Consider the following 24049-nt stretch of genomic DNA (forward strand, 5'->3'; position numbering starts at 1 on the left):
GACGACTGATGCGAATTCTGGCTATTGATACCGCGACAGAGGCTTGCTCTGTTGCTCTGTTAAACGACGGTGCTGTTTCTGCTCATTTCGAAGAGTGCCCACGGGAACACACCCAGCGTATTCTGCCCCTGGTAAAAGCCATTTTAACCCAGGGCAACACCACCTTAACCGACCTCGACGCGCTGGCCTTTGGCCGCGGCCCCGGCAGCTTTACGGGCGTGCGCATTGGGATTGGCATCGCGCAGGGGCTGGCGCTGGGCGCTGACCTGCCGATGATCGGCGTCTCTACGCTTGCGACGATGGCGGAGGGAGCCTGGCGCATGACGGGCGCGACCCGCGTGCTCGCCGCTATTGACGCTCGCATGGGTGAAGTTTACTGGGCGGAATATACCCGCGATGAAAACGGCGTGTGGCACGGCGAAGAGACGGAAGCAGTGCTTAAGCCTGAAGCCGTTACTGAACGCCTGAAGCAGCTGTCCGGCGAGTGGGCGACGGTCGGCACGGGCTGGCCGGCGTGGCCAGAGATGGCGAGCGGCACCGGCGTGACGCTGGTGGACGGCAACATGCTCCTGCCTGCGGCGGAAGATATGCTCCCGATTGCCCGTCAACTGCTTGCAGCAGGAAAAACCGTTGCCGTTGAACATGCGGAGCCGGTTTATTTGCGAAACACCGTCGCGTGGAAGAAACTTCCGGGCCGCGAATGAATCTCAGTAACAGGAACTGAGAAAAAGGAGTCGCATCATGGCGGTTCAGACTAAAGTAGTACGCCTTTTTATGGCAGGCGCGGTTGCCATAGCACTGAGCGGTTGCGTAACCGTACCTGATGCGATCAAGGGCAGCAGCCCGACGCCACAGCAGGATCTGGTTCGGGTAATGAATGCGCCCGAGCTTTACGTCGGCCAGGAAGCCCGCTTCGGTGGGAAAGTGATCGACGTGCAGAACCAGCAGGGGAAAACCCGTCTGGAAATTGCCACGGTACCGCTCGACAGCGGCGCGCGTCCCGTACTCGGTGAAGCCTCTCGCGGGCGTATCTATGCCGACGTTAGTGGTTTCCTCGACCCGGTCGATTTTCGCGGACAGCTGGTAACCGTTGTCGGGCCGATTACCGGTTCGGTGCAGGGCAAAATCGGCAACACGCCGTACAAATTTATGACCATGCAGGTGAACGGCTATAAGCGCTGGCGTATCGCCCAGCAGGTGGTGATGCCGCCTCAGCCAATCGACCCGTGGATGTGGGGCCCACATCCTTACCGTTACGGTTATCCGGGATGGGGCTGGTATAACCCAGGCCCTGCACAGGTGCAAACGATCGTAACTGAGTAACTTACTGTTATTGTTAAGAAAGAGACAGCGGCTCAGCCGCTGTCTCTGTTTTTTTACGGATAAAACGAAAAAAAAGAGTGACGCGCTTCGCAACCTGCAATCTGAACAATTAATAAACTGGTACGCTGAGTTAATATAATGTTAACAAACTGTTTATTATCGGGGCTGTGATGACGACGAACACTCATTTCAGAGGTGATGCATTGCAAAAGGTTTGGCTTAACCGTTATCCCGCAGATGTGCCTGCGGAGATCAATCCTGACCGTTATCAATCCCTGGTGGAATTATTTGAGCACTCGGTAAGACGTTACGCAGACCAGCCCGCGTTTGTGAATATGGGCGAGGTGATGACGTTCCGTAAGCTTGAGGAGCGTAGCCGGGCGTTTGCGGCTTATCTGCAGGAAGGACTTGGGCTGCAAAAAGGGGATCGCGTCGCGCTGATGATGCCGAACCTGCTGCAATACCCGGTGGCGCTGTTTGGCATCCTGCGTGCCGGGATGATTGTGGTCAACGTTAACCCGCTTTACACGCCGCGCGAGCTTGAACATCAGCTGAACGACAGCGGGGCGGTGGCGATTGTCATTGTTTCTAACTTTGCCCATACCCTGGAAAAAGTGGTCGACAAAACCCAGGTGAAGCACGTCATCCTGACGCGCATGGGCGATCAGCTTTCCACCGCCAAAGGGACGCTGGTCAACTTTGTCGTTAAATACGTCAAACGTCTGGTACCAAAATACCATCTGCCGGATGCTATCTCTTTCCGCCGCGCGCTGCATGCGGGCTATCGCATGCAGTACGTCAAGCCTGAAGTCGTCTCCGAAGACCTGGCCTTCCTGCAATACACAGGCGGCACCACCGGCGTGGCCAAAGGGGCGATGCTGACCCACCGCAACATGCTGGCGAACCTTGAGCAGGTTAATGCCACCTACGGGCCGCTGCTGCATCCGGGTAAAGAGCTGGTAATTACCGCGCTGCCGCTGTATCACATCTTCGCGCTGACCATGAACTGCCTGTTGTTTATCGAGCTGGGCGGGCAAAACGTATTGATCACCAACCCGCGCGATATCCCGGGTCTGGTGAAAGAGCTGGCAAAATACCCGTTTACCGCCATGACCGGGGTGAACACCCTGTTTAACGCGCTGCTCAACAACAAAGAGTTCCAGCAGCTTGATTTCTCCACGCTGCATCTCTCCGCGGGCGGCGGCATGCCGGTTCAGCAGGCGGTGGCCGAGCGCTGGGTAAAGCTAACCGGGCAATATCTGCTGGAAGGCTACGGCCTGACGGAGTGTGCCCCGCTGGTGAGCGTCAACCCGCACGATATCGACTACCACAGCGGCAGTATCGGCCTGCCGGTCCCGTCGACGGAAGCAAAGCTGGTGGATGATGAGGATAACGAAGTGCCTCACGGCGAGCCGGGCGAGCTGTGCGTCAGAGGGCCGCAGGTGATGCTGGGTTACTGGCAGCGTCCTGATGCGACCGACGAAATCATTAAAGACGGCTGGCTTCACACCGGCGATATTGCGGTGATGGATGACGAAGGCTTCCTGCGCATCGTCGATCGCAAAAAAGATATGATCCTGGTCTCCGGCTTCAACGTCTATCCGAACGAAATCGAAGACGTGGTGATGCAGCACAGCGGCGTGCTGGAAGTGGCGGCGGTGGGCGTTCCTTCCGGCAGCAGCGGTGAAGCGGTGAAGATATTTGTGGTCAAGAAAGATCCTTCTCTTACCGAGGAAGCGCTGATAACGTTTTGTCGCCGTCAGCTGACGGGCTATAAGGTGCCGAAGCTGGTGGAATTCCGCGATGAGCTGCCGAAATCCAACGTCGGGAAGATATTACGACGAGAATTACGTGACGAAGCCCGTGCCAAAGTAGACAATAAGGCCTGAGCTTCACGTTAATCGCCCAGACGCCGGTTAAGCCGGCGTTTTTTATGGGCGCAAACAAAAGAGAATCCGATTTGAATTACCAGATGATCACGACCAACGACGAGCTGGCTTCGCTGTGCGAAGTGACGCGCGACTTTCCTGCCATCGCTCTGGATACCGAGTTTGTCCGTACTCGCACCTATTATCCACAGCTGGGTTTGATACAGATGTACGACGGTAAGCACGTCTCGCTGATCGACCCGCTCGGCATTACCGACTGGGCGCCGATGCGTGACCTGCTGCTGGATACTGCGGTAACGAAATATCTGCACGCGGGCAGTGAAGATCTGGAAGTCTTTCTTAACACCTTTGGCATCATGCCTCAGCCGCTGATTGATACGCAGATCCTCGCGGCGTTCAGCGGTCGTCCGCTATCGTGGGGCTTTGCCTCCATGGTGGAGGAGTACACGGGCCTGACGCTGGATAAAAGTGAATCCCGTACCGACTGGCTGGCGCGTCCGCTTACCGAGCGTCAGCTGGAATATGCGGCGGCAGACGTGTTTTACCTGCTGCCGATTGCCGGACAGCTGATGAAAGAGGCGGAAGCCTCCGGCTGGCTCTCTGCCGCGCTGGACGAGTGCCGTATGACGCAGCAGCGTCGCCAGGAAGTGGTTGACCCGAAAGAGGCCTGGCGTGATATCACCAACGCCTGGCAGCTTCGCACGCGTCAGCTGGCCTGCCTGCAGCTGTTAGCGGACTGGCGTTTGCGTAAAGCGCGCGAGCGCGATCTGGCCGTGAATTTTGTGGTGCGTGAAGAGCATCTCTGGGCGGTCGCGCGCTATATGCCGGGCAGCCTGGGCGAGCTGGACAGCATTGGCCTTTCCGGCAGCGAGATCCGTTTCCATGGTAAAACCCTGCTGGCGCTGGTCGCCAAAGCGCAGGCGCTGCCGGAGGATGCACTGCCTGAGACGCTGCTGAATCTCATGGATATGCCGGGCTATCGTAAAGCATTTAAGGATATCAAAGCGCTGGTGCAGGATGTCGCAACGGAAAGCAAGCTGAGCGCTGAACTGCTGGCGTCACGCAGACAAATTAACCAGCTGCTGAACTGGCACTGGAAGCTGAAACCGCAGAATGGCGTGCCGGAACTGATGGCTGGCTGGCGCGGGGTATTGATGGCCGATCGCCTGAATACCTTGCTGGAAGGTTATCCGCGATAAAAATATGCCGGGCGATATACCCGGCATATTCTCCCCGGTGGCGCTGCGCTTACCGGGGCTACGACACCAGGAACCTACGGACGCGACTCTTCCGCTTCCGGAAGCGTTACGTTCAGCTCCAGAATCGAAATATCCCCGTCTTTTTGCTCCAGCTGTACGGTGACCATCTCCGGGTCAATCTGCACATACTTACAGATCACTTCCAGGATGTCCTTGCGCAGCTGCGGCAGGTAGTGAGGCTCGGCGTCGCTACGACGACGCTCCGCAACGATAATTTGCAGGCGTTCTTTTGCGATGTTGGCGGTGCTTTTTTTCCGCGAGAGAAAAAAGTCCAGTAATGCCATAACTTATCCTCCGAACAGGCGTTTGAGGAAACCTTTCTTCTCTTCTTCAATGAAGCGGAAAGGACGTTCTTCTCCCAGCAGACGGTCAACGGTATCGGCGTAAGCTTTACCTGCATCTGCCGTTGTATCAAGGATCACGGGCTCGCCCTGGTTAGAGGCGCGTAACACGGACTGGTCTTCCGGGATAACGCCAACCAGTTTAATGCGCAGGATCTCCAGCACGTCTTCCATGCTCAGCATGTCACCTTTGTTTACGCGACCCGGGTTATAGCGGGTCAGCAGCAGGTGCTCTTTGATCGGATCCTGGCCATTTTCCGCACGGCGGGATTTGGAGGCCAGAATACCGAGAATACGGTCGGAGTCACGCACGGAGGAGACTTCCGGGTTGGTGGTGATGATCGCTTCATCAGCAAAGTAGAGCGCCATCAGGGCACCGGTTTCAATGCCGGCAGGGGAGTCACAGACGATGAAGTCGAACTCCATTTTTTTCAGCTCGTCGAGCACCTTTTCCACGCCTTCACGGGTCAGGGCATCTTTATCACGCGTCTGAGAAGCCGGAAGAATGAAGAGGTTCTCGGTGCGCTTGTCTTTAATCAGCGCCTGGTTCAGCGTGGCATCGCCCTGAATGACGTTCACGAAGTCATATACGACGCGACGCTCACATCCCATGATGAGGTCGAGGTTACGCAGACCGATATCGAAGTCGATAACGACGGTTTTCTTTCCCTTCTGGGCCAAACCAGTAGCGATGGCCGCGCTGGAGGTGGTCTTGCCAACGCCTCCTTTACCCGAAGTAACAACAATAATGCGTGCCATAGAAATTCCTTGTTAAAAAGGGATTAATTCAACGGTTGAACGGTCAACGCGTCGTCTGCCAGAAGCAGGCGAGCCGCTTTGCCATAAAATTCGGCTGGGATCTTGTCGCTCAGCCAATATTCACCTGCGATGGACACCAGTTCCGCCGTCAGGTGAGTACAAAATATTTGCGCGTCCCGATCGCCACTTGCGCCCGCGAGCGCACGTCCACGCATCATACCGTAAACGTGAATATTGCCATCTGCAATAAGCTCTGCGCCAGCGCTGACGTGGCTTGTAACAATTAGATCACAGTTTGGCGCATAAATGCGCTGACCGGAACGAACCGGCACATCAATCATTCGCGTTTTTGTGAGAGCGGTAACGTTTTGCGCCGCAGGAGGGGGCGTTTGTACGGCAGCGGGTGCTGCACGCGGGGTTTTTTCTTTGCCTTCATTAAGAAGAGGCAGCCCCGCACGGTCGATTTCCGCTTTCAGCTCGGGATCTTTGCAGCCGCTGATGCCGACAATACGCAGCCCGGTAGAGGAGACCGCCTGCTGGAGACGTGTCCAGTTAACCGGCGCCTCAAGACCGCTGACGTTGATGACGACGGGGGCGTGCTTCAGAAAGGCGGGAGCCTGGGCGATTTTGTCTTCTAACGCCTGACGAATAACCTCGGGTTTTGCATCATGCAAATGAACCACTGATAAGGTGAAGCTACTGCCTTTAAGCTCGATGGGCGTGTTTGACATCCTGGCCTTACTCAATTTGCTATTAACCGCAACCATTCGCTGCGATATTCCGAAGAGTATCAGGCATGTTATAGTCAGGAGTATATTGAGGCAAGCAACCACCGATTAATTCAGAGTAAAAACATGTTTTGTGTGATCTACAGAAGTACAAGCCGTGACCAGACCTATCTTTATGTCGAAAAGAAAGACGATTTTTCACGCGTGCCGGAAGAATTAATGAAGAACTTTGGCCGACCACAGCTGGCGATGCTGCTGCCGCTGGACGGCCGTAAGAAACTGGTGAATGCCGATCTGGAAAAAGTGAAAACGGCATTAGCCGAGCAGGGCTATTATTTACAGCTTCCACCGCCGCCTGAGAATTTATTAAAACAGCACCTCGAGGCGTCCGGGAAAAAATAGCCTCAGCTGTTTTCGGGCATAACACATCAACCGATTAGGGGTCGAGCATGTATCAACATCATAACTGGCAAGGTGCATTACTGGATTATCCCGTCAGCAAAGTGGTCTGCGTGGGCAGCAACTATGCGAAGCATATTCAGGAGATGGGCAGCGCAACCCCAGAAGAGCCGGTCCTGTTTATTAAGCCCGAGACGGCGCTCTGCGACATCCGCCAGCCGCTGGCGCTGCCGCAGGGGCTGGGGTCGGTACATCACGAAGTAGAGCTTGCCGTGCTGATCGGCGCCACGCTGCGCCAGGCTTCCGAAGAGCATGTCGAGAAAGCGATTGCCGGCTACGGCGTGGCGCTGGATCTGACCCTGCGCGACGTGCAGGGCAAAATGAAGAAGGCAGGGCAGCCGTGGGAAAAAGCCAAAGGCTTTGATAACGCATGTCCGATTTCAGGGTTTGTTCCGGTGAATGAATTTACCAACGATCCGCAGGACACTCCGCTCAGCCTGAAGGTTAACGGCGAGATCCGCCAGCAGGGCACCACGGCAGATATGATCCACAAGATCGTGCCGCTGATCGCCTACATGAGCCGTTTCTTCACCCTGAAGCCGGGCGATGTGATCCTCACCGGCACGCCGGAAGGCGTGGGCCCGCTCGCCAGCGGCGATGAGCTTGAGGTCGGTTTTAACGGTCTGTCGCTAAAAACCCGCGTGCTGTAACCGCATCTTGCCGCCTGCAAAGGGCGGCAAAACTTGCAACCACGTGCCAGACTCGTTATAAGGTGCGCTTTCTTTTGACGTGTGGACATCCTGATGAACGACATTCCTTTCTGGCAAAGCAAAACTCTTGACCAAATGACCGACGCGGAGTGGGAATCGTTGTGCGACGGCTGCGGGCAGTGCTGCCTGCACAAGCTGATGGATGAAGACTCCGATGAGATCTATTTCACCAACGTCGCCTGCAGGCAGCTGAACATTAAAACCTGCCAGTGCCGCAACTACGAACGCCGCTTTGAGTTCGAGCCGGACTGCATCAAGCTCACCCGTGAAAATCTGCCGACTTTTGAGTGGCTGCCGCACACCTGCGCGTATCGCCTGCTGGCGGAAGGGAAAGATCTACCGGCCTGGCATCCTCTGCTGACCGGTTCAAAAGCGGCGATGCACGGCGAGCGTATCTCGGTACGCCACATTGCGGTGAAGGAGTCCGAGGTACGGGACTGGGAAGATCACATCATGAATCACCCTAATCGGTGATAATAAAAAACCCGCCGTGGCGGGTTTTTGCTTTTACCTTCCAAACAAATCGCGTTTCTTCGGTTTGAACGGCTGAGCGATCAGCACCAGCAGCGCCACGACGAAGTAGGCCACAAAAATGCCCACCAGCCACTGCGGCATCTCCAGCGTCAGGAATTCCCACTGACGTACGGAGCAGTCACCGGATGCGACAAACACCTGCGGAAGCCACTTATCCAGCGGCAGCCAGCTCGGGAAGCGGGCGGCGAAATCACAGGTCATAAACGGTGACGGATGCAGCTGCATCATGGTGTGCTGCCAGGAAAGCTCAATCCCTTTCCAGGCGCTGTACAGCCAGATGGCAATACCGACGTAGCGCAACGGCGTTTTTGGGGCAATTGCGCCCACCAGGCCTGCACCCATAATGCCGAACAGCGCGCAGCGCTCGTAGATGCACAGCACGCAGGGCTTGAGTCCCATCACGTGCTGGAACCACAGCGCAACCATTTCCAGCGCAAAGGCGGTCAGGGCCATCAACAACCACGCTCCGCGACCGCGGGAGCACTGGTTTAAAAATCTCAACATAATCATTTCCCTGGAACATGCTTAGAAAGCGCAGTGTAAACGAATTTTAATGCGCCGCAAGTATACCCGCTTGAAGCAGCCATTGCGTACAGGGAACGAGAGTAATTTTGATGCACAGCAAACCAACAACGGTGAGCACCAGCGTGTACGGCAGCGCCATCCAGACCATTCTTCCATAAGAAAGTCGTATGAGCGGTGCCAGCGCTGAGGTCAGCAGGAAGAGAAATGCCGCCTGGCCGTTAGGTGTTGCAACGGAGGGCAGGTTTGTTCCGGTGTTGATGGCTACCGCCAGCAGGTCGAACTGCCCGGTGCTGACGATCCCTTGCTCCATCGCCGCTTTGGCCTCATTGATATACACCGTCCCGACAAAGACGTTATCGGAAATAGAGGACAACAGACCGTTAAAGAGATAGAACAGCGTAAGCTGCGAGTCCGGCGAGGCCTGAAGCACAAACGCGATAATCGGTGCGAAAAGGTGTTGGTCAATAATCACCGCCACGACCGCAAAAAAGACCGCCAGCAGCGCGGTAAACGGCAGGGCTTCGGTAAAGGCTTTACCAATAGCATGTTCGTCCGTTACCCCGCTAAAGGTGGTGGCAAGAATAATGACGGAGAGGCCAATCAACCCGACTTCGGCAAGATGCAACGCCAGCGCGGCGATAAGCCAGATGCCAATGATCCCCTGCGCAATCAGACGCAGCGTCTCCTGGCGCGTACGCTGTTTGCGGCTCTGCTCGTCAAATTTATGCAGTTCTTTGCGGACCGGTTCAGGCAGCTGTGCGCCGTAGCCGAACAGCCTGAATTTTTCGACCAGAATGCAGGTCGCTAACCCGCAGACCAGCACAGGCACGCTGACGGGGGCCATGCGCAGGAAAAACTCGCCAAAATGCCATTCAGCCGCTTTCGCGATGATCAGGTTTTGCGGCTCGCCCACCATGGTCATCACGCCGCCCAACGCCGTACCGACCCCTGCGTGCATCATCAGGCTGCGCAGAAACGCGCGGAACTGTTCCAGCACGTCGCGGTTATGCGCCTCGACGTGGCTATCGTCCTGTAAATCCTCACTTGGGCGAGAGGAGGCCACGCGGTGATAAATGCCGTAAAATCCGACGGCGACGCTGATCACCACCGCGACAACGGTGAGCGCATCCAGGAAGGCCGACAGAAAGGCGGCGGCAAGGCAAAACGCCAGCGAGAGGATCGTTTTTGACGTAATGCTCAGCAGCAGGCGGGTAAAGATAAACAGCAGCAGCTGTTTCATAAAGTAGATACCGGCCACCATAAAAATGAGTAGCAGGAGCACTTCCAGATTGGAGGCCAGCTCTGCTTTTACATGCTCTGCGGACGTCATGCCGATGACAACGGCTTCAAACGCCAGCAAACCGCCGGGCAGCAGGGGATAACACTTCAGCGCCATGGCCAGGGTGAAGATAAATTCCGCCACCAGCAGCCACCCTGCGATAAACGGATCCACGCTAAAAATGATGGGATTAACGACCAGGAAAACCAGCAGTATCAGTTTGTACCAGTCAGGAGAATGACCTAAAAAATTGCGCCACAGCGCGCGCCCAAAAGAAATTTCCACAACAGACGTCCTTCCCGTTAAGTAATACAAAACATCAGTATACGCAAAAATCGCGGCCCGGAGGCGGATAAGACCGCATTGTAAATTTCACAAAAATGAAACGGCGATCCCTCTTTTCTCACTTTGCCGCGCTACCTGCCGTTGCACGCCTCTGGTATGATGAGTCCAATTTGCAAAAAGCTGTGTAATGGAAATCTCACTATGGTCATTAAGGCGCAGAGCCCGGCGGGTTTCGCGGAAGAGTACATCATTGAAAGCATCTGGAATAATCGTTTCCCTGCGGGGTCCATTCTTCCGGCTGAACGCGAACTCTCTGAACTGATTGGCGTCACTCGCACCACGCTGCGTGAAGTGCTTCAGCGACTGGCGCGTGATGGATGGTTGACGATCCAGCACGGCAAGCCAACAAAGGTAAACAACTTCTGGGAAACCTCGGGGCTGAACATTCTTGAAACGCTGGCGCGCCTCGACCACGAAAGCGTGCCGCAGCTGATTGATAATCTGCTCTCCGTGCGCACCAACATCGCGACTATTTTTATTCGTACCGCTTTCCGTCAGCATCCTGAAGATGCGCTTGCGGTGCTGGCCAGCGCGAATGAAGTTGAAGATCACGCCGACGCCTTTGCCACCCTCGATTACAACGTGTTTCGCGGCCTGGCGTTTGCCTCCGGCAACCCGGTTTACGGCCTGATCCTCAACGGTATGAAAGGGCTCTATACCCGCATTGGTCGTCACTACTTCGCTAACCCTGAAGCCCGCAGTCTGGCGCTGGGCTTCTACCATAAGCTGAGCAAGCTCTGCACCGAAGGCCTGCACGATCAGGTTTATGAAACCGTACGCCGCTACGGCCACGACTCCGGTGAAATCTGGCACCGTATGCAGAAAACGCTGCCGGGCGATTTGGCGATTCAGAGTCGCTAAAATAAAAAACCTCTCAATCGAGAGGTTTTTTTTCGCCCGGTGGCGCTACAGCGTATTCAACCGCGCCGGGCACCGATCCAGCAGCTCCACGCTGCCGTCCTCATTTTGCTGCTCCAGCTGCACGTCAAAGCCCCACAGGCGGTGCACGTGCTTCAGCACCTCTTTACGTCCTTTATCCAGCGGCGCGCGGTTGTGCGGAATATAGCGCAGCGTCAGGGAGCGGTCGCCGCGCAGGTCCACGTTCCACACCTGAATATTGGGTTCAAGGTTGCTCAGGTTGTACTGGGAGGAGAGGCGCGAGCGGATCTCCCGGTACCCTTCCTCGTTGTGGATCGCGGAGATCTCCAGATAGTTGTTGCGGTCATCGTCCAGCACGGTGAAGAAGCGGAAATCGCGCATGATCTTCGGCGACATGAACTGGCTGATAAAGCTCTCATCCTTAAAGTCGCGCATCGCAAAATGCAGCGTTTCCAGCCAGTCAGAACCGGCGATATCCGGGAACCAGTACTTGTCCTCTTCCGTTGGCGACTGGCAGATGCGCTTAATATCCTGGAACATCGCAAAGCCCAGCGCATACGGGTTAATCCCGCTGTACCACGGGCTGTTGTAGGGCGGCTGGAACACCACGTTAGTATGGCTGTGGAGGAATTCCATCATGAACCGCTCGGTGACTTTCCCCTCGTCATACAGATGGTTGAGAATGGTGTAGTGCCAGAATGTTGCCCAGCCTTCGTTCATCACCTGGGTCTGTTTCTGCGGATAGAAATACTGGCTCACCTTACGCACGATACGCAAAATCTCGCGCTGCCACGGCTCCAGCAGCGGGGCGTTCTTCTCCATAAAATAGAGCAAGTTTTCCTGCGGCTCGGACGGGTAACGACGCGCTTCGGCAATCGTTTTTTCCTCCTCACGCTTCGGCAGGGTGCGCCACAGCATGTTTACCTGGCTCTGCAGATACTCCTCGCGGCTTTTCTGCCGGGCTTTCTCCTCCTGCAGTGAGATTTTCTGCGGGCGTTTATAGCGGTCCACGCCGTAGTTCATCAGCGTGTGGCAGGAGTCGAGCAGCTTCTCTACCTCGTCCACGCCGTAGCGCTCTTCACAGTCGGTAATGTATTTACGCGCGAAGATCAGGTAATCGACGATGGAGCTGGCGTCCGTCCAGCTGCGGAACAGATAGTTATTTTTAAAGAAAGAGTTATGGCCGTAGCAGGCGTGCGCCATCACCAGCGCCTGCATGGTAATGGTGTTCTCTTCCATCAGATAGGCGATACACGGGTTGGAGTTAATGACGATCTCATACGCCAGCCCCTGCTGGCCGTGCTTGTACAGCCGCTCCGTTTCAATGAATTTTTTACCAAACGACCAGTGCGGATAGTTGATCGGCATCCCGACGCTGGAGTATGCATCCATCATCTGTTCGGAGGTAATCACCTCAATCTGATGGGGATAGGTATCCAGGCGATACAGTTTTGCCACCCGGTCGATTTCGGCGAGGTAGACATCCAGCAGCTCGAAGGTCCAGTCGGGTCCATCGCTCAGACGTGTGTTGTCCTTGTTCAGGGAATCAATAGTAGCCATTAGCGCGCCCTCGTTGTGGGTGCTCTCTCTGTCTGGAGAGCCTCCTTTCAAGCATAGATCAACGTGTTAAAAAGCGTGCTGGCGCAGAAATTTTTTCTTTGCGATTTCCCGTTTTTGATACGGCAAAAAAAGCGCACTCATCAGAATTTTATGCTGGTTAAAAATAAAGCTCAGCAGGAGATCCCAAATTACCCCTGTCCCCTGATGCTGGGGGATGTGTGAGGTAAGTCACCATAAAAAAGTCGTATGTTGAATAATATTTTCAACTAGGTTATCAATCTGTAATTAGATGATTGTTCTTTTGCTCATAATGGAGTGGCTATGCGTGTTGTCATACTGGGAAGTGGTGTCGTTGGCGTAACCAGCGCCTGGTATTTAAGTCAGGCGGGACATGAGGTTACCGTTATCGATCGTGAATCCGGCCCGGCGCTTGAAACCAGTGCGGCAAATGCCGGTCAAATCTCTCCTGGCTATGCGGCCCCGTGGGCGGCGCCCGGCGTGCCGCTGAAGGCAATCAAATGGATGTTCCAGCGCCACGCGCCGCTGGCCATCAGCCTTGACGGCACGCAGTTCCAGCTGAAGTGGATGTGGCAGATGCTGCGCAACTGTGACACCCGGCACTATATGGAAAACAAAGGCCGCATGGTGCGTCTGGCGGAATACAGCCGTGACTGCCTCAAAGCCCTGCGCGCGTCGACGGGGATTGAGTACGAAGGCCGTCAGGGCGGCACGCTGCAGCTGTTCCGCACCGAGCAACAGTATGAAAACGCCACCCGCGATATCGCCGTGCTGGAAGATGCCGGTGTACCGTATCAGCTGCTGGAAGCCAGCCAACTGGGGCAGGTGGAACCCGCGCTGGCCGAAGTGGCCCACAAGCTGACCGGCGGTCTGCGTCTGCCGAATGACGAAACCGGCGACTGTCAGCTCTTTACCCAGCGTCTGGCACAGATGTGCGAGCAGGCTGGGGTGAAATTCCGCTTTAATACCTCCGTCGACAAGCTGCTGTCGGAAGGCGAAAAAATTTACGGCGTGAAGTGCGGCGACGAGGTGATAAAGGCGGATGCCTACGTGATGGCGTTTGGTTCCTACTCCACCGCCATGCTGAAAGGCATCCTCGATATTCCGGTCTACCCGCTCAAGGGCTACTCATTGACTATCCCGGTGAAAGAGGAGAGCGGGGCGCCCGTGTCAACCATCCTGGATGAAACCTACAAAATCGCCATTACCCGCTTCGATAACCGTATTCGCGTCGGCGGCATGGCGGAGATTGTCGGCTTCAACACCGAGCTGCTGCAGCCGCGTCGTGAAACGCTGGAGATGGTGGTGGGCGATCTCTTCCCGCGCGGCGGGTTTGTGGAACAGGCGACGTTCTGGACCGGCCTGCGTCCGATGACCCCGGACGGCACGCCGATTGTGGGCCGCACGCCATACAAAAATCTGTGGACCAATACCGGACACGGCACGCTCGGCTGGACGATGGCCTGCGGCTCGGGCCAGCTGCTGAGCGACCTGATTTCCGGGCGCACGCCGGCAATTCCGTTTGACGATTTAAGTGCTGCGCGCTATCAATCAGGATTTACGCCATCGCGTCCTCAGCACCTGCACGGCGCGCATAATTAAGGAGTTGTCATGTCCCGTCCTGTTCTGGCTCAGCTGGATCTGCAGGCCCTGAAGGAAAACCTGCAAATTGTTCGCCGGGCAGCACCTGGTTCGCGCGTCTGGTCAGTCGTCAAGGCAAACGCCTACGGCCACGGTATTGACCGTATATGGAGCGCGCTCGGCGCGACCGACGGTTTTGCGTTACTCAATCTGGAAGAGGCCATCCTGCTGCGCGAGCGCGGCTGGAAAGGGCCTATTCTGCTGCTGGAGGGGTTCTTCCACGCGGACGATCTGCCGCTGCTGGATAAGTATCGCCTGACCACCAGCGTTCACAGCAACTGGCAGATTAAAGCCATTCAGGATGCGAAGCTCCACGCTCCGCTGGATATTTATCTCAAGGTGAACAGCGGCATGAACCGCCTGGGCTTCCAGCCCGAGCGGGTGCATACGGTCTGGCAGCAGCTGCGTGGCCTGAAAAACGTCGGCGAAATGACGCTGATGGCGCACTTTGCCGATGCGGAAAAACCGGACGGCATTGCTGATGCTATGGTCCGCATTGAGCAGGCGGCTGAAGGGCTCGATTGTCCGCGCTCCCTGTCGAACTCGGCGGCGACGCTTTGGCATCCTGAAGCCCACTATAACTGGGTGCGTCCGGGGATCGTTCTGTACGGTGCATCACCCTCAGGCCAGTGGCAGGATATCGCCAACAGCGGCCTGAGGCCGGTCATGACCCTGCGCAGCGAGATCATCGGCGTGCAGACGCTGAAGGCGGGCGACACGGTAGGCTACGGCAGCCGCTTCCGGGCGAAGGGCGAGCAGCGGATTGGCATCGTCGCGGGCGGTTATGCCGACGGCTATCCGCGTATCGCGCCGACCGGCACGCCGGTTTGGGTGGATGGGGTGCGCACGGGCACGGTGGGGACCGTCTCAATGGATATGCTGGCCGTTGACCTGACGCCATGCCCGCAGGCGGGCATCGGTTCACCGGTCGAGCTGTGGGGCAATGAAATCAAAATTGATGACGTGGCGGCCGCGGCGGGAACGGTAGGGTATGAACTGATGTGTGCCCTGGCACCAAGAGTGCCGGTTGTGACGGTGTAACTTATATCTTTACCGGGTGACGCGAAGCCGCCACTCGGTAAAAAAACTACTCCTCGTCCTCTTCCATCGGCCTCAAACCGACCTTCCGCACCGCGTTATCTTCTTTTTCTGCCACCGTCCAGATCATCCCGGCAAACTCCACCTGGTCACCCACAACCGGCGCAGCGCCAAGCCGCTGCTGAATAATTTCGCCCAGCGTTTGCGGGTTATCACCGTCTTCTGCACCTTCATCCAGGCCATAAATGAGCGCCACATCCGCAAACTTGGCGCTGGCTTCCAGAATAAAATCGCCGAAGAAACGCTGGTCCAGCGCCACGGGAGGCGACTGGCTGAACAGCTTGCCCAGCGCGGGCAGGTCGCGCTCGCGGCCAATGACGCACAGAATATCCCCTTCGCGCAGGCGGGTGCTGCCGGTCGGGTGCAGGAGGACATTATCGCGGAACAGGGCGGCAATGCGCGTTTCAGTCGGCATGTGCAAATCGCGCAGCGAGGCCCCCACGCACCATTTATCGGCGCTCAGCTGATAGACGAACTGCTCCCACGGGTTTTCCGGGTGAATATCCAGCCCAACGCGGGAGACCGGCCAGCCTACGGGCGGCACCACCACTTTGGCCTTTTTCGCCGCCCACCCGAGCGACGTGCCCTGGAACAGCAGGGAAATCAGCACTACGAAGAACGCCACGTTGAAGAACAGCCGCGCGTTGTCGAGACCAGCCATCATCGGGAACACCGCAAGGATAATCGGCACCGCGCCGCGCAGGCCGACCCAGCTGATAAAGACGCGCTCGCGCAGGTTAAAACCCCGAAACGGCAGCAGGCCTGCAAATACGGAGAGCGGACGGGCGAAGAAGATCATCCACGCCGACAGCAGCAGCGCCGGAACGGCGATTGGCAGCAGGTCCGACGGGGTCACCAGCAGGCCCAGCACCAGGAACATGCCGATTTGCGCCAGCCACGCCAGGCCGTCAAAGTTCTGCAAAATAGCATGACGGTTGCGAATAGGGCGGTTGCCCATCAGGAACCCGCAGAGGTAGACGGCGAGAATACCGCTGCCGTCCAGCGCGGTGGTAACGGCAAAAATGAGAATGCCGCCGCTCAGCGCCAGCAGAGGGTAAAGCCCCGAGGGCAGAGAAATGCGGTTGATCGTCTGCTGTAACAGGTATCCCCCCGCCAGGCCGATGACAATCCCCAGCCCGAACTGCTGCAGAATATGCAGGGCAAACATCCAGCTCAGGCCCGTCTCGTGCTGCTGGATCATCTCTATCAGCGTGATGGTCAGGAACACCGCCATCGGATCGTTACTGCCGGATTCAATCTCAAGCGTTGAGCCAACGCGTTCGTTAAGCCCTTTACCCCCAAGCAGGGAAAAGACCGCCGCCGCATCGGTAGAGCCAACGATTGCGCCAATCAGCAAGCCTTCCATGAGATTGAGATTGAAAAGCCAGGCGGCCATCATCCCGGTGAGGCCGGAGGTGATCAACACGCCGACGGTCGCCAGCGACAGCGCAGGCCCTAAGGCCACGCGGAAGGAGCTCGCCTGAGTGCGCATCCCGCCGTCGAGCAGGATCACCGCCAGCGCGAGGTTACTCACCATGTAGGCGAAGGGATAGTTATCGAAGGGGATACCGCCGATGCCGTCAACACCGGCCAGCATGCCGATGGCCAGGAAAATAACAAGAATGGGTATGCCAAGACGCGATGAAAATGAACTTAATAAAATACTGCTGGTTACAAGTACAGAACCCAGAATGAAAAGGCTGATTATCGCTGCGGCATCCAATGTTCTCTTTCTCCCACCTCAATGTTAACGCTGTTACTAAAACCCTAACATATTAACAACGGCAACAGCGTTTTATTAAGGGGGTTTTTTATGCTTTTATGACCGGATGACCACCGATCGTTAACCGACTGCCCGAAACATCATGTGTAAGCGTCGCCTGCGCGCCCAGCGCAAGGGTAACGGTCTGCTGCTCATGACCGAAATCCAGACCGGTGATAACCGGAATATCCAGCCGCGAGCGGATGAAATCGACCATGGTTTCCAGGGAGTAGCCCGCATCATAGTCATTCGGGGCAGAGCCGCTGAAGCTGCCCAGCACGATCGCGGACTGGCGATCGAGAATACCGGCATGATAAAGCTGCAATAACATGCGCTCGACGCGGAACGGATGTTCGTTAATATCCTCCAGCACCAGAATGCCGTCCTTGATTTGCGGCATCCACGGCGTGCCGATGAGCGAGACCAGCATCGCCAGGTTACCGCCCCAGAGCTGGCCCTCACATTCCCAGTGCGGTCCATTGCCTTGCCATTCCACGCTGTAGGTGGGATTGCGCAGCGCGCGCCAGAAATGCTCCACGGTGAACGCGTCCAGTTCCGGCGCGCCGAAGTTACCGGCCAGCATCGGGCCGCTAAACGTGATGACGTTATGCAGCGCCAGAAGACCAAGCTGGATGGCGGTGAAATCGCTGTGGCCGCATATCAACAGCGGATCCTGCTGCTGGCGTTGTGCCAGGCCCTGCCAGTCAATGCTCTCAAGCAGCCTGCTCGCACCATAGCCGCCGCGCACCGCAAGGACTATTCGGTTTTCGCCCTTCAGGTTCACCAGGCTATTGATATCATTTAGCCTCTGCGCTTCTGTTCCGGCAAAACGCTGCTGGCGGCGGGGGATAATTGTCTGATTTTCTACCTGATGGCCGGATTCCAGTAAGCGCTGAACGCCCCGCTGCGCCGCGTCCTGGTTAATACAGTAGCCCGATGGCGCGATGAGATGAAACTGAGACATGGCAATTCCTTGCTGAATGAGAAACTAATTGTCTATATCATGCCGCGTATACGCCGCCTGCTTCAAGGGCGGCGCACCGCGATGACCGGCTATAAGGATAGATGACGTGAAATTGAGATGGTTTGCTTTTTTGATTGTTTTGCTGGCTGGCTGTAGTTCAAAACATGATTATCAAAACCCGCCCTGGAATCCGGAAGTACCGGTGAAACGGGCCATGCAGTGGATGCCGATCAGTGAAAAAGCCGGGAAGGCATGGGGCGTCAGCCCGCGGCTGATCACCGCCATTATTGCGGTGGAGTCCGGCGGCAATCCTACGCTTGTCAGCAAATCCAACGCGGTGGGGCTGATGCAGCTGAAAGCCTCTACGGCGGGGAGAGAGGTCTACCGCTATATGGGCTGGAGCGGCCAGCCGTCGACCAGCGAGCTGAAGAACCCGGAACGCAATATTTCTATGGGGACCGCTTACCTGAGCATTCTGGAACACGGCGTGCTGAAGGGCATTGAGGATCCGGAAGTGATGCAATACGCGCTGGTGGTCTCGTACGTGAACGGCGCCGGGGCGCTGCTCAGAACTTTCTCCTCTGACCGCAAAGAGGCGATTGAGGAGATCAACGACATGGACAAAGATGAGTTCGTCGAGCATGTGGCGAAAAATCATCCGGCACCGCAGGCGCCTCGCTATATCTGGAAAGTACAGAAAGCGATGGATGCCATGTAATGCCGCAAACGGGCGGCGCTCGCTGCCCGACTTTTCCTACAGAACCTTATTCGCACGTTCCCGTGCTTCCCGTTCCAGCGAATAGATAATGCGCTGCAGCTCGCGCTCCGCGCCGGGCCCGACGTTCAGAAAACGGAAGCTCAGACGCGGCGTGGTAATCGTTTCATTTTTGCTGTCCACCACCGTGCGCTCGCTGATGGCAATCAGCTGTGCATCGAAATAAAAACGGCCCCAGCCCGCCATATCCAGTTCTATTTGCGTAAACCGCATGCCTTCTACCAGACCCTCCGGCTTCGGGGTATCCATCAGCGCGCCCATTCCGCCCAGCGACAGGTCAAAGAGACGGAAGCGGATCTCTTTTTTGTCCGGCATTTTGGCCTTACAAAAATAGGCAGGATGAAGGGGGGCGCTGATGCGGAAATATTCACGGCGCTGGACAAACCAGAGATTGCCAGGAAGGAGGGTAACAAAAGCCGGAAGTCCCTGGTATTCGCTCAGTTCCAGTCGCGGCAGGACAAATTCCACTTTGGCCCCATGGGTTTCGGCCATGACCACGATATTCTCTGCTTTCAGCGCCGCGCGGTTTTCATACTCAAGGCTGCCCAGGTCAATAACCAGCCTCTCCTGCGAGACGTCAAGGATCTTGCTGATAAACTGATTATTCGACCAGCTGATGCGCAGCGGCACTTCGCCTTTTTGCAGGTCGCGTAATACCCCTAATACAGCCAGCGGATTTTGCTTGAGGAACTGCTCACTGTAATGACTCACGCCGGATGGCTCCTTGATTGATGACAGACTGTCTTAGTGTTATCGGCAATCCACCCTCAAACTTAATACAAACCGGTGAGATTTTTTTACCGTTGTCCGCAGGATAAGTCGGTGAGACGAAACTGGTTTTCCGGTGATGACCTATACTTAAGTTAGCTGTGCAGAAGATTTTCTGCACATGCGTTTAATCTGCAAGAGGGCATTGCTATGGGTATCATCGCCTGGATTATCTTTGGCCTTATTGCCGGCGCTATCGCAAAACTGATCATGCCGGGAAACGATGGCGGCGGCTTTATTTTGACCTGCGTACTCGGGGTCGTTGGTGCGGTTGTAGGCGGCTGGCTGGCGACGATGTTTGGTTTTGGTGGTGACATCAGTGGTTTCGACATGCACAGTTTCCTGGTCGCTGTCGTGGGAGCCATTGTCGTGCTGGGCATATTCAGATTACTGCGACGAGCATAAAATGACAGAACGGCTCTCTGCGGAGGGCCGTTTTTTTTGCCGCCATATTGATTTGCTAATCTAAATGATAATAATTGTCGTTCCGTATTGCATGTAATAACAAGACGACATTATGAACTCCTCACGTTTTACGTTATGCACCCTGGCGGGTGCCGTCACGCTGGCATTGCAGGTCCAGGCTATCGCCGAAGAATCAACCATTGTCGTCACGGGCTCAGAGCAGGGCAGCGCGCTGCCGGCCTGGACCAACAGCGCCACCAAATCGGCCGTTGCCGAAAGTAAAACGCCGCAGGTTATCAACACGCTCTCTGCGCCGGAGATCGAAAAGCGTCACGCGAACTCCGTGAATGAAATCCTGCGCTATGCCCCAGGCGTCTCAACCGAGGTGCGGGGGAATACCTCCTATATGAGCGAATACAAAATTCGTGGCTTTACCGTTGATCAGGAGTTTTACAACGGACTGCAGCTACCCTATAACGTCACCGGCAACACCAAGGCGCGCATCGATCCGCTGTTAATAGAGAGCGTCGATATCCTGAAAGGGCCTTCATCGGTGCTTTACGGCGGCGGTTCGCCGGGCGGGCTGGTAAATATTCAAAGTAAAAAGCCGCAGCGGGAAGCCCGTACCGAGGTCGGTTTTAATACCGGGAACCGTAATCTGAAAGAAGGCTATCTCGATTCGACCGGACAAATTGCCGACAGCGACTGGAATTACCGCCTGCTGGGTAAAGCGACGGAGAATGACGATCAGCCGCACACCAGCCGCTATGAAAATTATCTGGTCGCCCCATCCGTTACATGGCAACCCGACGGTAAAACCCGCCTCACCCTGGATGCGCTGGCGCAAAACTCCCCGAGCCTGACGCCGTCTAACCCGCTGCCGCTCGCTTATCTGCGGTCCAAATATGCCGATCGCCGGGATTACGCCGGAGATGAGTGGAGCGGGTTTAAGCAGCGGCAGTGGATGCTGGGCTACAGCTTCGAACACGAGTTTGACAGCGGCTGGGGCTTTAATCAGAAAGCGCGCTATTTCGACGTCGATACCCACCAGAACAGCGTCTATGCGACGGGAACGGGAAGTGAGGTCTATCAGCTTAACCGCTTTGCCTATACCACCGATGAAGATCTTAAGAGCTTCAACATCGACAACCAGGTGACTAAAACCGTTGCGCTGGGCGACTGGAAACACCATCTGCTGGCCGGGTTTGACTATCAGAGGCTGAACTCCCATTTCCACTACCGCTACGCGTCGACTACGCCGGGCATGGATATGCGTAATCCGGACTATTCGCAAATCCACGAAAGCGCGCTGGGGCTCTACACCGCCCAGAAAAACCGCCTCAGCTACCAGCAGAACGGGTACTACCTGCAGGATCAGGTGGAATTTGGCGGCTTAAGTCTGTTGGGCAGCCTGCGCTACGACGATTACCGCTCCGTCACCACCGATTACCTGCAAAACGGCGATAAGGCCTGGGCATCGCAGGATCGCGTTACCAAACGCCTGGGGGCGCTTTACGCCTTCGATAACGGTATTTCGCCGTTTATCAGCTATTCAGAAGGTTTTGCACCGGTCTCGCCGCAGGGGACGCTCACGGCGAAAGACGTCAAGCCAACCACCAGCAAGCAAGTGGAAGGAGGGGTTAAATATCTGCTGGCCGAGTACGCCACGACGTTTACCGCCTCGGTGTTTAACATCCGGCAGAAAAACGTCGTCACCTCCGACCCGGGCTTCCTGAACTACCGTCAGACTGGTGAAGTGGAATCCAAAGGCGCGGAGTTCTCCGCCATCAGCCGCCCGACGGACAACCTGACGCTGATTGCCAACTATGCATACACCCACGTAATTAATACCGAAGATGATAAATACCAGGGCAAGCGTCCCACTCAGGTGCCGGAAAATGCGTTCAACCTGTGGGGGGACTACACCTTCGAGAGCACGCCGCTGAAGGGGCTGATGCTGGGCGCCGGGGCGCGCTATACCGGGCCGATGGAGATTTCACCGTCTAACGATGCGGGTAAGCTGGGGGGCACTACGCAGTACGATCTGGCGGCGTCGTACCGGATGGGCGAAATTCTGCCTTCGCTGGCGGGGCTGACGCTTAAGGCAAGTATGCAGAACATCACCAATAAAGAGACGCTGACCTGCTACGATGCGACTAACTGCTGGATTGGGCGTGACAGGACGTATCAGCTAGGGGCGAGTTACAGCTTCTAAATCCCTGTGAGTTCAAAATGTAGGCCGGGTAAGGCGTAGCCATCACCCGGCAATACTCCCTTACTGCGCCGAAGCTTTCACCGGCGCAGCCTCATCGTTCGCCGCAGGCTGATTTTCCGGCACGCTGTCGCACGGTTTCTCTTTCGGACAAACCAGATCCAGCATTTTCAGCGTCACGCCGTTACTCCAGCCGAACCCATCCTGGAGCGGATATTCACCGCCGCCACCGCCGGTACCGGTAGAAGAGACATCATATTTCTCCACCAGCTTCTTCTCGCGGTCATAAGTGTGCTGAACGTTCTTCAGGAAGCGCCAGGTCACGTCCAATGCAACCTTATCCTGCCCATAGTTCTGCAACCCTTCCGTTGCCACCCACTGCAGCGGTGCCCAGCCGTTTGGCGCATCCCACTGCTGGCCGCTGTTGATGGTGGTGGTGGTAATACCGCCCGGCTTCAACAGGCGCGCGGAGGTGGCCGCGGCCACTTTATCGGCGCGATCCTGTGCCGCCGCCTTCACGTAGAGCGGGAAGAGGGCCGCCGCCGTGAGCTGGTTGCGCACCTTCTTACTCTTGAGATCGTAATCGGCGTACCAGCCCTCTTTATCGTTCCACAGGTGGCGCTCAATGGCTTTTTGACGCGCGGTTGCTAATGCCTCGTATTTACTCGCCGCCGCGCTGTCGCCCGCCTCCTGGCCTGCTCGCGCGAGCAGTTTTTCCATTTTAAACATCAGGGCGTTCAGATCGACGGGCACAATGCTGGTGGTGCGGATGGTGCCGAGCTTTTGCGGGTCGTCCATCCAGCGGGAGCTAAAGTCCCAGCCCGAGGCCGCTGCGGAGCGCAAATCGCGGTAGATTTCCGTCGCAGGCCGGTTAGGGTTGCTCTTCGCCGTGGTGATATCGTCAAGCCAGGACTCCGGGCGCGGGGTATCGCGATCGTCCCAGTAGCGGTTGAGTACGGAACCGTCATCGAGCTTCACCACGCGCTGGTTAGCCTGCCCAGGCTGAAGGCTTTCTACACCCTCCATCCAGTAGGTGTACTCTTTTTCCATTTGTGGACGGTATTTTTTCAGCGCGTCTTTGTCATGCGTCGCCAGCAGCTCAACCATCAGTGAGAAGAACGGCGGCTGGGAGCGGCTCAGGTAGTAGCTGCGGTTGCCGTTGGGGATATGGCCGAAGGTATCAATCTCATACGCAAAGTTATCCACCATATCGCTGATTTTGTCCCAGTGGCCGCTCTCCGCCAGGCCCAGCATGGTGAAATAGCTATCCCAGTAGTAGACCTCGCGGAAGCGCCCGCCGGGCACAACGTAAGGTTTCGGTAACGGCAGCAGGGAATCCCATTTGTTACTGGCTTTATCCGTGGTGCGCGTCAGCACAGGCCAGAGGTCGTCAATGTGCTCACGTAAGCTTTGTCCCGCAGGCGGCACATATTTTTCACCTTCCGCAGGCAGTATGAAGTTCATCTCCACAAAGTGGCGCAGGTCAAAGCTTGTCTGGGTGTGCTGCATCCGGTAATCCGCCAGTATCATCAGCGGGTCGCTTTTGGGAACGGCATCGGCAAAGGTTTTCTGATCGGGAAACAGTTTGGCACTCTGCACGTCGTTAAACAGAGGGCCAAGCAAAATATCGGGTGAATTTTTCTGGTAGGCTGGCTGTTCTTCAGCATAACCCATCGTTGCCACACCGAGCAGCGCGCCTCCCAGCGCGAGGTGCAAAAGAGCAGGGCGTAAAGTACGAGGTCTTATCATCGGTTCGTCTCCTGTATTCCTGAACAGCGTGACCGCTGTTATCAATCACCTGAAAACCTTAGACGAA

General features: G+C 56.3%; 23 protein-coding genes. 13 read left to right on the forward strand and 10 right to left on the reverse strand.

Annotation, left to right across the window (positions count from 1 at the left end):
• Window positions 1–8 precede the first annotated feature (8 nt).
• From tsaB to rnd, 4 genes are all read left to right on the forward strand, one after another.
• Window positions 9–704 (forward strand): tRNA (adenosine(37)-N6)-threonylcarbamoyltransferase complex dimerization subunit type 1 TsaB, encoded by a 696-nt coding sequence (gene tsaB / locus IM295_RS19360; RefSeq protein ID WP_047367799.1) that lies wholly within the window; start codon window positions 9–11, stop codon window positions 702–704.
• Between the two features lie 37 nt (window positions 705–741).
• Window positions 742–1323 carry a Slp family lipoprotein gene (locus IM295_RS19365; RefSeq protein WP_041909497.1) on the forward strand — a complete coding sequence of 194 codons (582 nt, stop codon included), beginning with the start codon at window positions 742–744 and terminating at the stop codon, window positions 1321–1323.
• Window positions 1324–1526: 203 nt separating this feature from the next.
• The gene (gene fadD / locus IM295_RS19370; protein ID WP_072252102.1) at window positions 1527–3212 is read left to right on the forward strand and encodes a long-chain-fatty-acid--CoA ligase FadD; all 1686 of its coding nucleotides are present in this window, start codon (window positions 1527–1529) and stop codon (window positions 3210–3212) included.
• A gap of 71 nt (window positions 3213–3283) precedes the next feature.
• On the forward strand, window positions 3284–4411 hold the full coding sequence (rnd, locus tag IM295_RS19375; protein ID WP_136343658.1) for a ribonuclease D: 1128 nt from the start codon (window positions 3284–3286) through the stop codon (window positions 4409–4411).
• A gap of 74 nt (window positions 4412–4485) precedes the next feature.
• Here rnd and minE read toward each other — a convergent pair whose 3' ends face one another.
• The 3 genes from minE to minC are packed head-to-tail and all read right to left on the reverse strand — an operon-like array spanning window position 4486 to window position 6302.
• Window positions 4486–4755 carry a cell division topological specificity factor MinE gene (minE, locus tag IM295_RS19380; protein ID WP_010432714.1) on the reverse strand — a complete coding sequence of 90 codons (270 nt, stop codon included), beginning with the start codon at window positions 4753–4755 and terminating at the stop codon, window positions 4486–4488.
• A gap of 3 nt (window positions 4756–4758) precedes the next feature.
• On the reverse strand, window positions 4759–5571 hold the full coding sequence (gene minD / locus IM295_RS19385) for a septum site-determining protein MinD (RefSeq protein ID WP_028013522.1): 813 nt from the start codon (window positions 5569–5571) through the stop codon (window positions 4759–4761).
• Between the two features lie 23 nt (window positions 5572–5594).
• On the reverse strand, window positions 5595–6302 hold the full coding sequence (gene minC / locus IM295_RS19390) for a septum site-determining protein MinC (RefSeq protein ID WP_028013521.1): 708 nt from the start codon (window positions 6300–6302) through the stop codon (window positions 5595–5597).
• A gap of 123 nt (window positions 6303–6425) precedes the next feature.
• On the opposite strand from minC, the gene IM295_RS19395 reads away from it, so the two are divergent.
• From IM295_RS19395 to IM295_RS19405, 3 genes are all read left to right on the forward strand, one after another.
• Window positions 6426–6701 carry a YcgL domain-containing protein gene (locus IM295_RS19395; RefSeq protein WP_041909499.1) on the forward strand — a complete coding sequence of 92 codons (276 nt, stop codon included), beginning with the start codon at window positions 6426–6428 and terminating at the stop codon, window positions 6699–6701.
• Between the two features lie 47 nt (window positions 6702–6748).
• Window positions 6749–7408: a fumarylacetoacetate hydrolase family protein gene (locus tag IM295_RS19400; protein ID WP_028013519.1), complete on the forward strand. Its 660-nt coding sequence runs from the start codon at window positions 6749–6751 to the stop codon at window positions 7406–7408.
• Window positions 7409–7501: 93 nt separating this feature from the next.
• On the forward strand, window positions 7502–7942 hold the full coding sequence (locus IM295_RS19405) for a YcgN family cysteine cluster protein (RefSeq protein ID WP_028013518.1): 441 nt from the start codon (window positions 7502–7504) through the stop codon (window positions 7940–7942).
• 33 nt (window positions 7943–7975) lie between these two features.
• Here IM295_RS19405 and dsbB read toward each other — a convergent pair whose 3' ends face one another.
• The gene (gene dsbB, locus IM295_RS19410) at window positions 7976–8506 is read right to left on the reverse strand and encodes a disulfide bond formation protein DsbB (protein WP_028013517.1); all 531 of its coding nucleotides are present in this window, start codon (window positions 8504–8506) and stop codon (window positions 7976–7978) included.
• A 46-nt stretch (window positions 8507–8552) separates the two neighbouring features.
• Window positions 8553–10091 carry a sodium/proton antiporter NhaB gene (nhaB, locus tag IM295_RS19415; protein ID WP_028013516.1) on the reverse strand — a complete coding sequence of 513 codons (1539 nt, stop codon included), beginning with the start codon at window positions 10089–10091 and terminating at the stop codon, window positions 8553–8555.
• A 201-nt stretch (window positions 10092–10292) separates the two neighbouring features.
• Here nhaB and fadR point away from each other — a divergent pair, with 201 nt between their 5' ends.
• Window positions 10293–11012, forward strand: coding sequence for a fatty acid metabolism transcriptional regulator FadR (gene fadR, locus IM295_RS19420; protein ID WP_028013515.1), 720 nt, complete (start codon window positions 10293–10295; stop codon window positions 11010–11012).
• Window positions 11013–11057: 45 nt separating this feature from the next.
• On the opposite strand, the gene IM295_RS19425 is transcribed toward fadR, so the two are convergent.
• Window positions 11058–12590: a SpoVR family protein gene (locus IM295_RS19425; protein ID WP_193067198.1), complete on the reverse strand. Its 1533-nt coding sequence runs from the start codon at window positions 12588–12590 to the stop codon at window positions 11058–11060.
• A gap of 321 nt (window positions 12591–12911) precedes the next feature.
• Here IM295_RS19425 and IM295_RS19430 point away from each other — a divergent pair, with 321 nt between their 5' ends.
• Both IM295_RS19430 and dadX read left to right on the forward strand, forming a co-directional pair.
• Window positions 12912–14210, forward strand: coding sequence for a D-amino acid dehydrogenase (locus IM295_RS19430; protein ID WP_041909503.1), 1299 nt, complete (start codon window positions 12912–12914; stop codon window positions 14208–14210).
• A gap of 9 nt (window positions 14211–14219) precedes the next feature.
• Window positions 14220–15290 (forward strand): catabolic alanine racemase DadX, encoded by a 1071-nt coding sequence (gene dadX / locus IM295_RS19435; RefSeq protein ID WP_028013513.1) that lies wholly within the window; start codon window positions 14220–14222, stop codon window positions 15288–15290.
• A gap of 46 nt (window positions 15291–15336) precedes the next feature.
• Here the strand turns inward: dadX and IM295_RS19440 are convergent, their stop codons facing one another.
• Window positions 15337–17070, reverse strand: coding sequence for a potassium/proton antiporter (locus IM295_RS19440; protein WP_193067199.1), 1734 nt, complete (start codon window positions 17068–17070; stop codon window positions 15337–15339).
• A gap of 88 nt (window positions 17071–17158) precedes the next feature.
• Window positions 17159–18073: a muramoyltetrapeptide carboxypeptidase gene (gene ldcA / locus IM295_RS19445; protein ID WP_028013511.1), complete on the reverse strand. Its 915-nt coding sequence runs from the start codon at window positions 18071–18073 to the stop codon at window positions 17159–17161.
• A 106-nt stretch (window positions 18074–18179) separates the two neighbouring features.
• On the opposite strand from ldcA, the gene emtA reads away from it, so the two are divergent.
• On the forward strand, window positions 18180–18791 hold the full coding sequence (gene emtA, locus IM295_RS19450; RefSeq protein WP_028013510.1) for a membrane-bound lytic murein transglycosylase EmtA: 612 nt from the start codon (window positions 18180–18182) through the stop codon (window positions 18789–18791).
• A 36-nt stretch (window positions 18792–18827) separates the two neighbouring features.
• Here the strand turns inward: emtA and IM295_RS19455 are convergent, their stop codons facing one another.
• Window positions 18828–19559, reverse strand: a complete 732-nt coding sequence (locus IM295_RS19455; RefSeq protein ID WP_028013509.1) for a flagellar brake protein — start codon at window positions 19557–19559, stop codon at window positions 18828–18830.
• Window positions 19560–19766: 207 nt separating this feature from the next.
• Between IM295_RS19455 and IM295_RS19460 the strand changes: the two genes are divergently transcribed.
• Together IM295_RS19460 and IM295_RS19465 are read left to right on the forward strand one after the other, a co-directional pair.
• A complete protein-coding gene (locus IM295_RS19460) occupies window positions 19767–20021 on the forward strand; it encodes a GlsB/YeaQ/YmgE family stress response membrane protein (protein ID WP_028013508.1) in 255 nt (84 codons plus the stop codon).
• A gap of 112 nt (window positions 20022–20133) precedes the next feature.
• Entirely contained in the window at window positions 20134–22236 is a 2103-nt protein-coding gene (locus tag IM295_RS19465; RefSeq protein ID WP_193067200.1) for a TonB-dependent siderophore receptor, read from the forward strand.
• A gap of 60 nt (window positions 22237–22296) precedes the next feature.
• Here IM295_RS19465 and IM295_RS19470 read toward each other — a convergent pair whose 3' ends face one another.
• Window positions 22297–23982, reverse strand: a complete 1686-nt coding sequence (locus tag IM295_RS19470) for an alpha,alpha-trehalase (protein WP_193067201.1) — start codon at window positions 23980–23982, stop codon at window positions 22297–22299.
• Window positions 23983–24049: the final 67 nt, after the last annotated feature.

It is taken from the genome of Enterobacter cloacae complex sp. P14RS, assembly GCF_014895895.1.
GTDB lineage: Bacteria > Pseudomonadota > Gammaproteobacteria > Enterobacterales > Enterobacteriaceae > Enterobacter > Enterobacter bugandensis.

What these genes read in the sequence shown, in the direction of transcription:
- fadR (WP_028013515.1), top strand. Translation starts at nt 10,293, where the DNA reads ATGGTCATTAAGGCGCAGAGCCCGGCGGGTTTCGCGGAAGAGTACATC.
- IM295_RS19400 (WP_028013519.1), top strand. Translation starts at nt 6,749, where the DNA reads ATGTATCAACATCATAACTGGCAAGGTGCATTACTGGATTATCCCGTC.
- minE (WP_010432714.1), bottom strand. Translation starts at nt 4,755, where the DNA reads ATGGCATTACTGGACTTTTTTCTCTCGCGGAAAAAAAGCACCGCCAAC.
- dadX (WP_028013513.1), top strand. Translation starts at nt 14,220, where the DNA reads ATGTCCCGTCCTGTTCTGGCTCAGCTGGATCTGCAGGCCCTGAAGGAA.
- IM295_RS19425 (WP_193067198.1), bottom strand. Translation starts at nt 12,590, where the DNA reads ATGGCTACTATTGATTCCCTGAACAAGGACAACACACGTCTGAGCGAT.
- IM295_RS19405 (WP_028013518.1), top strand. Translation starts at nt 7,502, where the DNA reads ATGAACGACATTCCTTTCTGGCAAAGCAAAACTCTTGACCAAATGACC.
- minD (WP_028013522.1), bottom strand. Translation starts at nt 5,571, where the DNA reads ATGGCACGCATTATTGTTGTTACTTCGGGTAAAGGAGGCGTTGGCAAG.
- IM295_RS19395 (WP_041909499.1), top strand. Translation starts at nt 6,426, where the DNA reads ATGTTTTGTGTGATCTACAGAAGTACAAGCCGTGACCAGACCTATCTT.
- minC (WP_028013521.1), bottom strand. Translation starts at nt 6,302, where the DNA reads ATGTCAAACACGCCCATCGAGCTTAAAGGCAGTAGCTTCACCTTATCA.
- tsaB (WP_047367799.1), top strand. Translation starts at nt 9, where the DNA reads ATGCGAATTCTGGCTATTGATACCGCGACAGAGGCTTGCTCTGTTGCT.
- IM295_RS19465 (WP_193067200.1), top strand. Translation starts at nt 20,134, where the DNA reads ATGAACTCCTCACGTTTTACGTTATGCACCCTGGCGGGTGCCGTCACG.
- IM295_RS19470 (WP_193067201.1), bottom strand. Translation starts at nt 23,982, where the DNA reads ATGATAAGACCTCGTACTTTACGCCCTGCTCTTTTGCACCTCGCGCTG.
- dsbB (WP_028013517.1), bottom strand. Translation starts at nt 8,506, where the DNA reads ATGTTGAGATTTTTAAACCAGTGCTCCCGCGGTCGCGGAGCGTGGTTG.
- ldcA (WP_028013511.1), bottom strand. Translation starts at nt 18,073, where the DNA reads ATGTCTCAGTTTCATCTCATCGCGCCATCGGGCTACTGTATTAACCAG.
- IM295_RS19430 (WP_041909503.1), top strand. Translation starts at nt 12,912, where the DNA reads ATGCGTGTTGTCATACTGGGAAGTGGTGTCGTTGGCGTAACCAGCGCC.
- IM295_RS19460 (WP_028013508.1), top strand. Translation starts at nt 19,767, where the DNA reads ATGGGTATCATCGCCTGGATTATCTTTGGCCTTATTGCCGGCGCTATC.
- IM295_RS19365 (WP_041909497.1), top strand. Translation starts at nt 742, where the DNA reads ATGGCGGTTCAGACTAAAGTAGTACGCCTTTTTATGGCAGGCGCGGTT.